The sequence below is a fragment of the Pedobacter sp. genome (genome assembly GCF_037719805.1).
In the GTDB taxonomy this organism is placed as follows: domain Bacteria; phylum Bacteroidota; class Bacteroidia; order Sphingobacteriales; family Sphingobacteriaceae; genus Pedobacter.
In genome coordinates this window covers 26,191-40,786 of sequence record NZ_JBBJLZ010000003.1, presented here as the reverse complement: position 1 = coordinate 40,786, position 14,596 = coordinate 26,191, and the positions used below count along the sequence as shown (strand labels likewise).

12 protein-coding genes are annotated in these 14,596 nt (G+C 40.3%); 5 read left to right on the top strand and 7 right to left on the bottom strand.

The genetic code is table 11. From position 1 onward, the window contains the following. Position 1: 1 nt before the first annotated feature. Positions 2 to 1,096, top strand: a complete 1,095-nt coding sequence (locus tag WKF66_RS09735) for a serine hydrolase domain-containing protein (RefSeq protein ID WP_489674254.1) — start codon at positions 2 to 4, stop codon at positions 1,094 to 1,096. Positions 1,097 to 1,293: 197 nt separating this feature from the next. On the opposite strand, the gene WKF66_RS09730 is transcribed toward WKF66_RS09735, so the two are convergent. Beyond that, the gene (locus WKF66_RS09730) at positions 1,294 to 1,866 is read right to left on the bottom strand and encodes a Crp/Fnr family transcriptional regulator (protein ID WP_489674253.1); all 573 of its coding nucleotides are present in this window, start codon (positions 1,864 to 1,866) and stop codon (positions 1,294 to 1,296) included. Positions 1,867 to 1,897: 31 nt separating this feature from the next. Beyond that, on the bottom strand, positions 1,898 to 2,443 hold the full coding sequence (locus WKF66_RS09725; protein WP_489674252.1) for a cyclic nucleotide-binding domain-containing protein: 546 nt from the start codon (positions 2,441 to 2,443) through the stop codon (positions 1,898 to 1,900). Positions 2,444 to 2,680: 237 nt separating this feature from the next. Here WKF66_RS09725 and WKF66_RS09720 point away from each other — a divergent pair, with 237 nt between their 5' ends. Continuing rightward, complete coding sequence (locus WKF66_RS09720) at positions 2,681 to 3,235, top strand: SRPBCC family protein (protein ID WP_489674251.1); 555 nt, start codon at positions 2,681 to 2,683, stop codon at positions 3,233 to 3,235. 163 nt (positions 3,236 to 3,398) lie between these two features. On the opposite strand, the gene WKF66_RS09715 is transcribed toward WKF66_RS09720, so the two are convergent. From WKF66_RS09715 to WKF66_RS09705, 3 genes are all read right to left on the bottom strand, one after another. Next, positions 3,399 to 3,665: a glycerophosphodiester phosphodiesterase family protein gene (locus tag WKF66_RS09715; protein WP_489674250.1), complete on the bottom strand. Its 267-nt coding sequence runs from the start codon at positions 3,663 to 3,665 to the stop codon at positions 3,399 to 3,401. A 136-nt stretch (positions 3,666 to 3,801) separates the two neighbouring features. Then, positions 3,802 to 5,346, bottom strand: coding sequence for a RagB/SusD family nutrient uptake outer membrane protein (locus tag WKF66_RS09710; protein ID WP_489674249.1), 1,545 nt, complete (start codon positions 5,344 to 5,346; stop codon positions 3,802 to 3,804). A 14-nt stretch (positions 5,347 to 5,360) separates the two neighbouring features. Further along, positions 5,361 to 8,465 (bottom strand): SusC/RagA family TonB-linked outer membrane protein, encoded by a 3,105-nt coding sequence (locus WKF66_RS09705; RefSeq protein ID WP_489674248.1) that lies wholly within the window; start codon positions 8,463 to 8,465, stop codon positions 5,361 to 5,363. A 520-nt stretch (positions 8,466 to 8,985) separates the two neighbouring features. Between WKF66_RS09705 and WKF66_RS09700 the strand changes: the two genes are divergently transcribed. From WKF66_RS09700 to WKF66_RS09690, 3 genes are all read left to right on the top strand, one after another. Next, positions 8,986 to 10,752: a metallophosphoesterase gene (locus tag WKF66_RS09700; RefSeq protein WP_489674247.1), complete on the top strand. Its 1,767-nt coding sequence runs from the start codon at positions 8,986 to 8,988 to the stop codon at positions 10,750 to 10,752. A 298-nt stretch (positions 10,753 to 11,050) separates the two neighbouring features. Continuing rightward, the gene (locus WKF66_RS09695; protein ID WP_489674246.1) at positions 11,051 to 11,263 is read left to right on the top strand and encodes a LytR/AlgR family response regulator transcription factor; all 213 of its coding nucleotides are present in this window, start codon (positions 11,051 to 11,053) and stop codon (positions 11,261 to 11,263) included. Continuing rightward, positions 11,232 to 11,624, top strand: a complete 393-nt coding sequence (locus tag WKF66_RS09690; RefSeq protein WP_489674245.1) for a LytR/AlgR family response regulator transcription factor — start codon at positions 11,232 to 11,234, stop codon at positions 11,622 to 11,624. The genes WKF66_RS09695 and WKF66_RS09690 overlap by 32 nt, the downstream gene beginning before the upstream one ends. A gap of 170 nt (positions 11,625 to 11,794) precedes the next feature. On the opposite strand, the gene WKF66_RS09685 is transcribed toward WKF66_RS09690, so the two are convergent. Together WKF66_RS09685 and WKF66_RS09680 are read right to left on the bottom strand one after the other, a co-directional pair. Then, positions 11,795 to 13,030 (bottom strand): metallophosphoesterase family protein, encoded by a 1,236-nt coding sequence (locus tag WKF66_RS09685; protein ID WP_489674244.1) that lies wholly within the window; start codon positions 13,028 to 13,030, stop codon positions 11,795 to 11,797. A gap of 13 nt (positions 13,031 to 13,043) precedes the next feature. Next, complete coding sequence (locus tag WKF66_RS09680) at positions 13,044 to 14,594, bottom strand: RagB/SusD family nutrient uptake outer membrane protein (RefSeq protein ID WP_489674243.1); 1,551 nt, start codon at positions 14,592 to 14,594, stop codon at positions 13,044 to 13,046. Between the last annotated feature and the right edge of the window lie 2 nt (positions 14,595 to 14,596).

Here is a 14,596-nt window from a genome sequence, read left to right as displayed (position 1 = left end):
AATGAAATCGAGCTACTTATTTATATTTCTCTCATTAACGACGCTTTCCTGCACATTTTACAAAACCGTTAAGAATGGTCAGCCAGGAATTGATGACAATCAGAAGTTCCCTTCTAACAGCTTGACAGCGTCAATTAAACCATATTATTTTCCAGTTTCAAATTCAACGGTTAAGATCGATCCTTCGAAGTTTTCAAGTCCTGGTAATGGATCTTTTGAAAACTACCTTAAGCAGAGAAATACTGTTGCTATGGTAATCGTTAGAAACGATACCTTGATTTATGAAAACTATTTTGATGGTGTTGATAAAGACTCTGCCGTACTGTCGTTTTCCTTATCTAAGTCCTTTACTTCAGCGTTGATTGGCTGCGCCATAAGCGATGGACTGATTAAGTCTATCAATGACCCGATCACCAATTACCTTCCGGAAATGAAAAGGAATAACTTTGATAAGGTAACCATTAAGCATCTTTTGCAAATGACTTCTGGTATCAAGTTCCGAGAGGATCAAGGCAGTCCTTTTCATGAGGATGCCAAATTCTACTACGGAAGCAATTTGACGAGAATGAGTCTCAACCTAAAACTGATCAGGGAGCCAGGAATGAAATTTGAGTATGCAAGCGGGAATACACAATTACTCGGGCTAATTCTTTGGAGAACTTTAAAAGGCAAATCCATCACTCAGTATCTACAAGAGAAGATATGGAACCCATTAGGTATGGAAAGCAATGCACTCTGGAACAAAGACCGTAAGAACGGTATGGAAAAAATGGCTTGCTGTTTAAGTGCTACTGCGCGCGACTTCGCAAAGTTTGGCAACTTATATCTTCATGAAGGTAAGTTTGCGGATCGGCAAATTATTCCTCAAGACTGGGTAAAGCAATCGACTGAGGCGGACACAACTGCTGGTGGAGCAAAATATTATAAATTCCAGTGGTGGCTATCATCCACCTCGAATGAGTTTCTTGCAGAAGGAATTATTAATCAGTATATCTATGTAAATCCTGAAAAGAAGATGGTTATAGTAAAATTAAGCAAAGGGTATGGCGTCTACAATAAGTGGAACTTTTTCAGAGATATTGCAAATCAATTCTAAATTTGATCGACAGAATCACCAAACGAATGGTAATATGCAATGTAACTATCAATCCGAGATTATTGCTTGAACGAAATTATAAAATAAAGTATTCTTTATCCTATGATAGGAATTAGAAGAAATTCGAGGCTGCCTCAGAAAACGACTATTTTTTAATAAGATCTGGGTCAGATTCTATAGAGAAACTATCATAAAGATCAGCTATTAACAGATCTTCTGATCCTGCTTAAGGAGGATTGTGTAATGCCCAGGTAAGAAGCGAGGTGGGCAAGAGGTATCCGGTTGGCAAGCTTTGGGAACCGGTTGAAAAAATTGAGGTATCTTTCGGTTGCATCCTCTGCCATCATCATACTAATCTTGCTTACCTTTTCTACCAGCGCCTTGGAAATGATCTTGTTTATGATCGCATCCCAATTTGTTATCGTCATTGACAGATCTTCCATCGCCTGCCGGGACAAGGTAGTATAAGTACAATCGGTAATGGCCTGAATATATTCCGGTGATGGCATTTTCTGGTTGTAGCTGTCCAGGTCAACAACAAAGTGACTCTCATCCAGGAAATATTTCGTGATATCGTCACCCTTGTTGTTAAAATAGCTTACTCTTAAAACGCCACGTACAAGAAAAGCAAATTCTTTAGGCGTTTTACCGGCCTCCTGGTAGAATTCATCTCTTTTTATTTCATGTTGCACACACTTACTTAGGATCAGTTCGATTTGTTGTTCATTGAAGTTACCAAATAGCAGTAAGTAACTGATTAGTGGGTCCATTTTTGAGATTTAGTAGGTAAATGTAGCGTTTTTATTTAGGCTGTTGACATTGCAAGTATTGCATTATTTGGTTAGCTTTTAAGTACTTACTAAAGTTTGGGAACATTTCAAGATACTCAGTAACAGTAACATCCAGATTCATATTTTTAACTAACCTCACCGAGCGGCTGCCTTTATCTATATTTACTTTCTGCGAAACCTTTATTAAAATATTGTCCCAATTCTGTATCGTAGCTGATAATTCTTCCATAGCAGTCTTTCTGATTACCGAAAGATCGCAACTCGTGATAGCCTGCAAATAGTCAGACGGAATGACGGGAAGCAATAAATGACTTGGCGTAGCAATAAGATCACCTTCACCTATCAAACTACTGGTGATGTTCACTGCGTTCTTATTATAATAGTTATAACGCAAGACTCCATTATCTACGAAGGCAAGGCAGGATTGGATATGACCTGGCTCTAGAAAACACTCCCCTTCCTCCAAATGAACATTTTCAATCTTTCGGCTTATGAGCGCTTGTTGCTGTCCATTTAGTTGATCGAACAATAGCAGCTTATTTATTAATGAATTCATACTGATTTAAATTTTCGTTTTAATGGCGGTATTGTTGACCGCACAGGAAACAAATGTGCTCCTAAATAAGCTTAGAATATTTGCCATTTGGCAAATACGTCATTTTTTAGTGACGAGAAATATTTTTTGGCGTTTGATCGCTATTTGCCATTTGGCAAATGCTGCCCGGGTTTAACTGCGGATGTTTGTATTGTCGTAACGAGACAAAGAAAATATAAATTATAAAATGTTAAAATCATGAATGCACAAACTACAACTTCAGCAAGCAGCAAGTATCCTCAAACAACTGTAACCGCTATCGTCGATGCACCCATTGGACAGGCCTTCGATTATATTGCACCAATATATCTTCCGCGCATCTTCCCTGGCGCCGGGCTTATTCCTGGCATCACCAACACCAGTATCAACGAAGGATGGAATAAGGCAGGTTTGAGCAGGACGGTTTATTTTGCAGACGGCTCTACATCACAGGAAACTATGCTCACCCATAATGCACCAACTTCATTTTCTTATAAGAACGTAAATTTTACTTCTCCGGTTCTTGGTGCGCTTATGTCTCGCCTGGAAGGTGAATGGTTGTTCACTAAAATTGACGATGATAAAACAAAAATAGAATGGACGTACCGGACGATTCCTACTAATTTCTTCGCAAGAATATTCATCCGCGTAGTGCTGATCCGCTTTTTCAAGCAGATGCTTCAACAAGCTTTGGATATTTCAAAAAATGATCTGGAGACTGATAACCTTGCCGGGGCAAAATATCCGCAAGTGCCGGTACCTTCAGTGAAGTGAGCGTACAATTTTTATCAGACTAATTTGGTATTTTGAAAGTATTCGGTATAACTAAAACCAAAGATTAATGGACGCAAAAAATATTCATGAGATGCCGACTCTAAGCACGGCCATGGTTGAAGGTATCTACGTAGATTATTAGGAAATCGGAAGTGGAGATTGTCTAGTCCATTTCTTTACGCACTAGACCCTTTTCTTCTTCCTTTGTAACCGGACGTCCGTCTGGATGGAGTGCATAGGCGGCGACGATATGTGGATCATAAGTTACTACTATTTGACTGTCTTTACTCATGTAAAGATCCATTTCTATCGTTGTACCTAGGCGCAAAGCGTTCCGCGCTGCTTCGATTGTGTTTTCTGGAAGAAGTCCTGCCCCGCCTCGATGCGCCTGCTTATCCAACTTTTGCTGTGCGCAAAGTATCGCTGGCAAGACCATTAGTAAACTAAGCGCTTTAAATATCATATTATTTGTAGATTACAGGTTGTACTTCCCGTTTGAACATTCAAATTATCAAACCAAGTTTTAATATCCTTCATTCCGCCTGGGTATGTATATTGTCCGTTAATCAAAATGAGTATCCTGGATTCTGTATCATACCTGGGTTTAGATTCTTTTCTGGTAAAGGTATTGGGAATAAAAATTTGAAGGGTTGTATATCAAAAGCATTTGGCGCAAGATTGGTATACTTTAATTTTGCTTGGGTAGCATAAGCCTGCATAATGGGTAAACCCTTTGGGGTCCGTTGTAAATCATGGTATCTTTTATTTTCAAATGCCAGTTCTACACGTCTTTCATGTAGTATGATATCCCTTAGTACGGTAGAATTAGTTTCAGTTATAGCGGCTAAGCCAGCTCTTGTCCGCACGGCATTAAGTGCTGCATGGGGAGATTTCCCAAGCTCATTTTGTGCCTCGGCAAGTAAGAGAAGTGCTTCAGCATATCTGTAGATAGGCCAATTATCGTTAGAATTGGATGCTGCTACAAACGGTCCATGAATATATTTTTTGATAAAGGGGGTACTAACCTTGCCAGCTGCAGGCGTATAACCAACAACGCTTTTTACAGCAGATATTGCCATTACAAAACTTGCATCATTCACACCTTCCGCAATACCAATAGAAGCATCCAGGCGCTTATCATTAGGTTCATAGGTGCTGATGATATCAAAGGAAGGTATATTCCAGCCTGCGCCAGTTGTATTACTTGGAAATGCGGTACCAGTTATTAAAGCGGTAGTTGTTGTTTTAGGCAGAAACTGGAATATAAAAGTATTTGGCTGCGTTCCAACTGCGGTACCTTCCAGGTATTGAACTTCGAAAATTGATTCCTTAGCATTCTTATTTGCAGGTATAAATGCATCTGTATAATTTGCATGGAGTCCGTAATTCATTGCTGCAAGGGTATTTAACAATACTTCGGCTTCCTCAAATCTTTTAAGCGTGATATACACATCTGCCAAAAGTATTGTGGCAGCCGCTTTGGTCGCCTCACCTGATTGCGGGAATTTGACTGGTGGCAACAATTCATTAACTGCATCTTTTGCATCAGATATTATTTGTTCATATACCTGTTCAACCGATGACCGGTCTTTAAATGTCTCCTCAGCTTTGCTGACTTCCTTTAGGTATAAGGGAACTCCTCCAAACAAGCGTACAAGCTTGTAATAATTTAAAGCTCGTAAAAATTTAGCTTGTCCATCTGCACTTGCTTTACCAGCTGCTGTTGCTTCTTTAGCATCTGCAATGCGTCCAATGACAATATTAGCCCTCGAGATACCAGTATAGCAATGGTAATAGACCGCGTTTACATAATCATTATTTGCATCATTGTTCCAGTCAGAAACATTCTCTCTGTAAACATTTGCAGTCCCCCGATTATTTGGATTGGGAATGTAATGCGTATTGTCAGATCTCATCTCAGAGGTATGGTAATCATTAACCAGCAGATCACGCAAAGGCACATATGCCGCTATAACGGCTTGTTTAAGCTGTGCATCCGTTTGATAGAACGTACTTGGTGCTAGAGAGTCTTCGGGGACCAGGTTTATAAATTCCTTTTTACAAGATAATGCTGTAGCAGCAAGAATGGCAAGTATAAGTATCTTTTTCATGTTGTTATATTAAACTATTTGAATGTTGTTCGCAAACCGATAGAATAGGTTCGCGGTATTGGGTAAGCATTTTCATCCACCCCTATTCCGTTGATTGCATCAGAGCCTGTAATTCCTATTTCCGGGTTTGCACCACTATAACCAGTAATGATAAAAGCTTGTTGAACTGAAGCATAGATCCTAAAATCCTTCAGCAGGAAGCGATCTTTTAATTTGACCCTGTATCCCAGCGAGATATTTTTAGCAGTGAGATAAGATCCATCCTCCACCCATTGCGTATTTACAGACCTTCCGATAGCAGTAGTGCCAGTTTTCGTACGCGGATAAATGCCCGACCCCGGATTCTCTTCAGATCTCCAGTGATCCAATGCTGCAGCTACAGGAACCCTGGAGCCGTCTAGATTGGTTAAGTATGCCCATTTACCGGCAGCTAAAATTTTACCACCTACTTGACCAGACATCGTTATGTTTAGATCAAACTGCTTATAATTAAAACTATTGGTTAATCCGAAAGTAAAATCAGGAGTGGGATCTCCAATGAAGGTTCTGTCATTTACATCATCTATAATTCCGTCATTATTTAAATCTTTCATTTTTAAAGTTCCAATATCCGAGGATCCATTGTTGGTCAAACCTGTGCTTTGATATTTGGCTGAACTGGCTAGATCAGCAGCATCTTTATACAAGCCTAAATTCACAAACCCATAAAATTCGCCAAGATGATGACCCACTGCATTCCGGTAATAATCCGAAGTAACTGTATTGTTCCTACGCAGGTAACCAGGGTCTACCAGCTTTTTAATCAGGTTCCGCTCAAACGAAATATTAAAGTCTGTATTCCACTGTATATTACCGGTGGTATTCACCGTATTAAGCGTGAATTCATGCCCCCAGAATTCAAATTGACCAATATTGTATTGTATATTCACAAATCCTGATGCCCGTGGAACAGGACGCGCCTGAATTAAGCCGTCAGACATTTTTCGGTAGTAATCATAATTTAAAGAAAGGCGGTTATTAAAAAGGGTAATCTCTAATCCCAGATCCAGTTGCTTATTTCTTTCCCACGCCAACTCAGAATTGCCGAGCGTACCTATAGTCTGCCCTTGAACCAGAACCCCGTTAAGAATGTAATTGTATTTCCCCAGCGTCGGGATGGCTGTGAAATTTCCAAAGGTGTTGTTACCAGTAATACCATAACTCGCTCTGATTTTAAGCAGGTCCAAATTTTTAACACCTTGCATAAACGACTCGTCACTAATAATCCATCCCGCAGATACAGAAGGAAAAGATCCATATTTGCGGTCTGCACCAAATCTGGAGGAACCATCCCGGCGAATGGCTGCCTGTAATAAGTATTTACCTTTATAATTGTAGTTCAAGCGGCCAATAGCCGATAGCAACGAGTATTGGGTAGTACCACTGGTTCCTGCAGAGATAGTTGAAGCCACGTTTAGATAAGGAATATCATCGCTCGGGTAGCCGGTCCCTGTTAAGGAATTGCTTTCAGACTTAAATTTCTGAGCGGAATAACCAGCAAGTGCTTCAATATGATGATTAGTAAGGAAGGTTATATTATAGTCTAGATAAGATTCTGCAGTATAGGAGTAATTGTCTACCGATGAACTTAAACCAGAAGAAGCAACAGGTGCTGCCGCAGAAGTAGAAAGGGTTATAGATGGTGCAAATTGTTTACGTGTTTCTGCGCCTTTATCAATCCCAACGTTGGTTTTTAAACTCAATCCTGGAATGAAGTCATAATTGATATAACCATTTCCTAGAATGCGGGTAGTGTTATAATCATCCACGGTCTCATTAAGTAAGGCAAGCGGGTTAACATAAGCGCTCATACCTGTAGAGAACGCACCTACCGCATAGCTGCCATCTGCATTATATGGACTGTTTATAGGACTAGCTTCGAAAATCCTTTCGTAATAACCTCCCACCCCGTCAGAAGTTAGCCTGTTGTTATGGTCCATGCGGTAACTTGGCGCCAGATTAAAGCCTACCTTTAATTGCTCTTTATTTCCAATTCTAAGATCATGGTTAATACGAAAAGAAAGCAGTTTAGTGCCAGAATTTATTATAACTCCATCTTGTGCCTGATAGCCCAGAAACACCGCTGAAGAAGACTTTTCCCGAGCAGACAGAATACTTAAGTTATAATTTTGTATCGGAGCGGACCGGGTAGTTAAATCAAACCAGTTAGTACCTTCACCATATTGAGCAGGGTTTTGGTAGATTGCAGGTATAACTGCATTAAATGGAGCTTCATACAATTTGGCATCCGTAAATTTCTGATTCATGAATTCTGCCCACTGTGTGCCGTTCATAACTTTAGGAATGCTGTTCTTAGGAATTGTAGCAATCCCATAATTACTTGTAAACTCTATATTGGAATCTCCAGATTTAGCATGCTTTGTGGTAATCAGTATTACTCCGTTAGCAGCACGAGATCCATATAAGGCTGTTGCAGAGGCATCTTTAAGCACAGTAAACGTTTCAATCTCATTCGGGTTAATATTATTGATGCTTCCTGTAATTGGCATCCCGTCGACCACAAATAAGGGTTGATAATCTGTTGCTAAAGAGGCAGCACCACGGATACGAAAGGCTATCCCCCGCCCAGGTTGTCCACTTGTAGCAGCCACATTAACACCAGCCACCTTACCCTGCAGCTGTTGTCCAAATTGCATAACCGGCATATCCTGTAATGGGGCAGCATTGATCTGCGTTATAGCACCTGTCACTTCGCGGCTGCGCTGTTTACCATAACTAACAGTCACTTCTGCTAAACCTTGCGACAACCCATTGAGTTTTACATTGATTATAGATTGATTACCAACTGAAATTTCTCTAATCTCATAACCTATCGATTTAAATATTAAAACACTTCCAGTAACTGCTGAAATTGTATAATTGCCGTCTGTATCTGTTGAAATGCCAGTTTGTGTCCCTTTTATAGTAACACTGGCTCCTGGTATAGCATTGTTGTTTTCATCTGTAACTTTTCCGGTAATCCGGCCTGTTTGCTGTGCGGATGTGAGTGTGTAGCTTAGCAGTACGCACCACAAGCATAAAAAAAATTTGTTAAAGAGCGCAGCGTAGTTTTTTGCCATTGGACGGATGTTTAAAGTGGATTAGGGAGATATACTTTTTACTAATTATTTCTTAACTTGATTTTAAGATTCTTCAAAAGTATGTTCGCCTTGTTAAGGGTAAATGAGCAAAATGTTATTAAAAGACTTCTGCCGGCTCACCACAAAGCCATTCTATCTTTTGCTCGAAACCCTTCTTTACATTGAAGGCAGTTGAGTAAACTCAGGTTCTCAGGGCTTTGAAAAAGAAGATTTATCAAACTGAAACATATTTCTGGAACAGGCAACAAAATACCGCTCAATAAGTTAATAGCACGTTTTAAACTGATATAGAAAAGGGTTGTACCAATGATTATTAATATTCCACTAGTTGCTAAAATGTTTGTGCCAGAACTTTCTCATTTCCAACGGCATTGGATGCTTACAAAGCAAAATTCTTAATCAACGCTTAATATGTAATTAACCTCTAAATCGAGTTTTGATTATACTTTTGTCGATTAACAGCCCAGTTCTTAATCCAGTTTAATACAATATATTCGACATGATCTACCATAATCCAATACTTATAAAAGCAATTTCATATTGCCTGATAGCTCCAATGCTTATATGTGCAGGCGCCTCTTTTCTTTCAGATACCAATGATAAGGAAGAAGAATTTTCTATAGCGATTCTTCCAGACACTCAGTATTATACTTCTGAAAAAAATGGTGGAAAGAAAGAAATGTTCTCTGCACAAACCGAATGGATAATAAAAAACGCTTCAAAAGAAAATATTAAGTATGTTATCCATCTAGGTGATATCTCTGATGACGGAGAAATTTTCCCACAGCAATGGGTTAATGCATCTCAATCTATGTATCTACTAGAAAAGCCGCAACCCGGATATCCTCAGGGCATTCCCTATGGCATGGCCGTAGGAAACCATGATCAAACAAAAAGTCAGTACCCATTAAGCGGTAAGACCGATCAGTATAATAAATATTTTGGCATAAAACACTTTGAAAATAGGAAATGGTATGGTGGGCATTACGGTGACAACAATGACAGTCATTTCGATCTTTTTGAAGGAGGCGGATATAAGTTCATTAGCATTTTTTTTGAATATGATTCTTATGGCGAAGATATAGAAGGTCTTAATAGATGGGCAAGTGCACTGTTGGAAAAATATAAAGATAGGAAAGCAATCTTAGTCAGTCATTCCATGGTTCACTTCAACAAGACCGCAGGCACAAATGAAAAAGCCTTTCCAAAGTTTTCTAAGCAGGGCCAACGTATATTTGACAGATTAAAAAGCTACCCCAATGTATTCCTTACCTTATCAGGTCATGTTGGAGACCATGGAGAAGGATATCGCCAGGATGGTTATGCAGGAAACGTGATTAAGTCATTGTTGTCGGATTATCAGAGCAGGCCCAATGGAGGGCACGGCTTAATGAGGCTAATGAAATTCTCTGCAGCGAGTGACCTGATTACTGTCCGCACCTTCTCCCCGGTTACTGAGGAAGAAGAAACAGATCATGATAGCAAGTTTACTTTTCCATGGCTGCACCATACCACTGTTTCTCGCTTCCAGGACTATAATAACGATGGGATTACAGACGTTTCATTTTTCTCTAAGGGCATGTGGCACATTGCCGGACAGCCGGATTTGAAGTTTGGAGAAACAGGAGATATCGCTGCTCCCGCTGATTACAATGGCGATGGCAAAGTAGAACCAGCGTTTTTCAGGCCATCTGAAGGGAAATTTTATATTCAGGACCGGAAAGAAGTCACACTAGGAAAACCTGGGGATGTGCCTGTATGCGGTGATTATGATGGTGATGGTTTTGCAGAAGTGGCAGTTTACAGACCATCAAATCTTACGTGGTATTTTAACGGACTCGATAGTATCCGATTTGGCAATAAGAATGGTATTCCGGTGCCGGCAGATTATGATGGGGATGGAATGCTTGACGTAGGCTTCTTCCGGAAAGATAATTCCATGTGGCAAACGAGTCTCGGCAACATCCCACTGCAGTTGCCACATGTACCGGGTGATATCCCGGTTCCAGGAGATTATGATGGAGACGGAAGGGCCGAAATGGCCGTTTACCGTCCCGCTACGGGAGAATGGATAATTGATCGGTTTAAGCAACCTATAAAATTCGGTGAACGAGATGATGTTCCTGTTCCTGGAAATTATTTAAATGACGGGAAGACTTACCCAGCAGTGTATAGAGCTGGCAAAATATATCTTCAAAACAATTCCACTATTGACGCAAGTAAAGGTAAACTGCCAGAGATGACAAATATTCCACAGAGACACTAAGCAATCGAATTTAGCAACTGGCCTACGATAGGTCGGTTGATGAGTAGTTATTCGTTGATAAGCTATACAACATGAACCTTGCGTGCTTATTTGCGAAGCCACTAAAATAATAAAGATTAATAGTGCTTTCAGAGAGCAATAAAGGCTTAAATTTATCTTTGACCTTTCAATCCTAGCATTAAAACATCATCAGCACCTATTGTCCGAATTTTAAGGTTGTCGCGACGTCGTTCGATGCGGCTGACGGCGTATCAAAATTAAAGCGCATCAACCTGATCTGATCTTTCTGGACATTCAGATGCCAGAGGCCTCGGGATTTGATCTGCTTAGGAGCTTTAACTCCATAAATTTCGAAGTGATTTTTATCACTGCATATGATCAATACGGAATCCAGGCTATTAAATTCTCTGCCTTAGATTACTTACTCAAGCCCATCAATCTCGCTGAGTTCAGGCACGGCAAGGGCAAAGGAAAAGATCATGTCGAAAAAGAGAAATTACAGCATCGATAATCTGCTTGACTATATGAAGACTGGCCAACGTGAATCACCGAAGATCGCGCTGCCTCTGCTCAATGAGATTATTTACGTGAAGGTGAATACCGTTATCAGGTGCGAGGCTGATAACAATTACACGAAATTCTTTTTGGAGAGTTTAGAACAGATTTTAGTCTGCAAAACTTTGAAGGACTTTGTGGAATTGCTGGAACCTAATGGATTCGCCAGAACCCATCAGTCACATCTCGTAAATCTAAACTTTGTTAAGAGCTATCTAAAGGAGGACGGTGGTACCCTCCTGCTCAATGATCAGACGAAGATTCCCATCTCCCGACAAAACCGGGAGAAAGTACGTGACCTGCTAAGTAAAGGATGAAATTAGGGAAGAAGCTGGGTTAGCACAAAGTTGGATTCATCATCTTGAATTTACAATCTATCGAAGGGCTTATAAGTGCTAGCTTTTGAAGGGCACTTAAAAGGGCAAGCTATAAACTTGCCCTATTGAAAGTCTGAAATATTCACCACCCTAACCAAATGGAGTTACAATCACTTTCCTTTTGGATTTTTTATCTTTAGTTCTCCTATTGTTTTTCCAGTATCACTAAACATCTTTACCTCAAGTGCCTGCTTGTTAGCATTCACTTGAATTATTGTCCGTTCACCGTTTCGTGGCCCCCCACCGATCACAATTGGAAAATTATGTTTTTGAAGGACGGCAGGATGTATTCCGTGAATGTGGGTATGTCCAGCCAACATCAAGTCTATCTTTGCTTTATTTAAGATTGGCCCCCAATGTTCACGGCAAAATTTGGACGGATGATTGTCAGCACTTGCTGTGTAAAATGGGGGAATATGATTGATAATAACACGGTATGTTGCCTTTTTAAAGTCAGGTTTCTGTACCTCTTTTTCTAGCCATGTCTTTTGTTCAAGCCTGTAAGCGTCAAAATCAAGAATCCCTCCATACAAAGGATTATCATCTGTTGTGCCTTCACCGGAATCAAGCACAACGGCATATATTGGTCCAGATTGAAATGAAAAATAAAATTTCTGTTCACCTCCACTCACGTAATCGGGGAACTGCCTAGCATATTGCCCCCTGTCTTCGTGATTGCCCCGCGAGAAAACAAAAGGAACGTCCGTAGAAAATAACTCGCTGATAGGTTCCAGCATATTTTTAATCACCTGATCTTCTCCGGTTTTAAGAGAACTGAATATATCGCCATTGAGCAGTATAAAATCTCTTTTACCCGGTGTTAGAAATTTAAATAGCTGTGCAAAAGTTTCCGGGCGATCATGAACATCATTGTATACTACAAAAGTCGTATTTTCTGCTCCAGGATTTAGTGTTGTAAAAGTGTATGTCTCACTCTCTGCAATCGCACCATAGGTAATCTTATAGGGTTCAAAGCCTTCGATCTTCTTAGAAAACACCTTATAAAAATACATTCTTCCTGGATGCAAGTTTTTAAGAGGGATATCATGAATTGTATTGTTAGCCTGTATGAGACCATCAATACTACAATAAGCTTTTTTGTCAAGAGCTTGCACATTCTCTCCATATTCTACCCAACTCAGGCACTTTTCGCTGGTAATCCACCTTATACGGATAGCATCTTTTTTCACCGCTTGTAGGTATGGCTTGCACTTCATTATTCCAGCAGCTTCTTCACTTTTTCTCTCGTTCGCCGAGAAGGCATACTGTGGAACAAGGCCTGCAACAGCGCCTAACAAACTAAACCTGGTTACAAAACTTCGCCTATTAATTTTATCTTTCTTCATTTCTTCCATTTGATTATCTCCACTCTTCTGCTTGTGCAATGTTAGCGTTATTGTCCAGCTCCCCTTGCGGAATAGGCCAGACATAATCTCTCGGATTAACAAAGTTCTTTTTTGCAGTTGCCGGAAGGGCAGCAATTTCAGTGGCCAACGTTCCCCAACGTTTTAAGTCAAAAAACCGTTGATACTCGAAGCCAAACTCCCAGCGGCGTTCATCTCTGATCATCAATCGCATTTGCTCTTTGGTAAGTCCGGCAGGATAGTCTGGCATTTTCACCCTTCTTCTCACCAGATTCACCGCGTTGTAAACAGAGGCATCTGGCAAACCTAATTCCTCATTCTTGGATTCAGCATACATAAGCAATACGTCGGCATAGCGGATAATATAAAAGTTCTGTGGATTGGCAGCATACTGGTTGGTAGATACTTCGATATATTTTCTTACAGCGAAGGAGGTTGTATTCGCAAAAGACCAAATCTTCTGTCCGGATGCGGTTACATCAGCAGCGGTAAATACGGTTGCCCTTAACCTCGGATCACGGTTCATAAAGCGCGATGTGCCGGTAGCGTTATAAAGGGGAGACTTAGAGCCATAAAGCGTGGAGGCTATAATAGGTTTCCCATCCGTGCAAAGATAGGAGTCTACCAGACTTGCCAACGGTACAAAGCTTGAACGCGGAAGCCTTGGCGCTTGTGAAGTATTCACAACCTCTGCGAAAGTACTTCCATTGTCTACACCATCAGAGGCGAAGTTGATCTGAAAGATGTTCTCTGAGGAAAATTCAGCTGCGCTGTTAGATGTAAACAGCCCAGCGTAATCTGAGTATAAGGTAAAATTGTAGGGTCCTGTCATCAGCTGTGCAAACGTTACGGCAGCATTACTATAGTCCTTTTCCCATAGGTAGATTTTCCCAAGGAGCGCTACTGCTCCACCCCTTCCTGTACGACCATATTCGGCTGCTGGAATTGTCGTCGGAAGATTGGGAATCTTACTAATGAGGTCCTGTTTTAAAAAGGCTAATATCTCTGCCTTCTTTGAAGATGACTTGCCAGTACTCGAAGCGCCATTTGGCTCTAAATACAAAGGAACGTCGCGATAAATGTTGCTTAACTCAAAATATGCAAAGTCTCGAAGAAAAGACGCCTCAGCTATAATTCGATTACGTGATGACTCGCTAATAGAAGCCTTATCAATTTCAGTGGTTCTTTTTATTACATAATTGGCCCTATTAATAACTGTATAAAATTGTGTAAATATATCATTTACAGGTTCGCTTACCGGGCTATTGTTGCCTTTCTCAATATCCCCAAAGTCATCTAGGTTTTGAGTGTTCATTGCATTATCAGCGGCACCATCAAACATGGCATACTTGAAACCGAATAACTTAGGCGATTGGTAGGCATCATATATGCCGTAAAGGCCAAACAGAGCATCTTTCTCGTTTTGATAAAAGAGGGTTTCAGCAATATCATTCGGATTGTCATTTTGCAAGAAACTTTTCTTACAGGCCGTTATACTTACTACTAATAAAATCAATACTATTGATCGTTGGAATATTGTTTTCATAA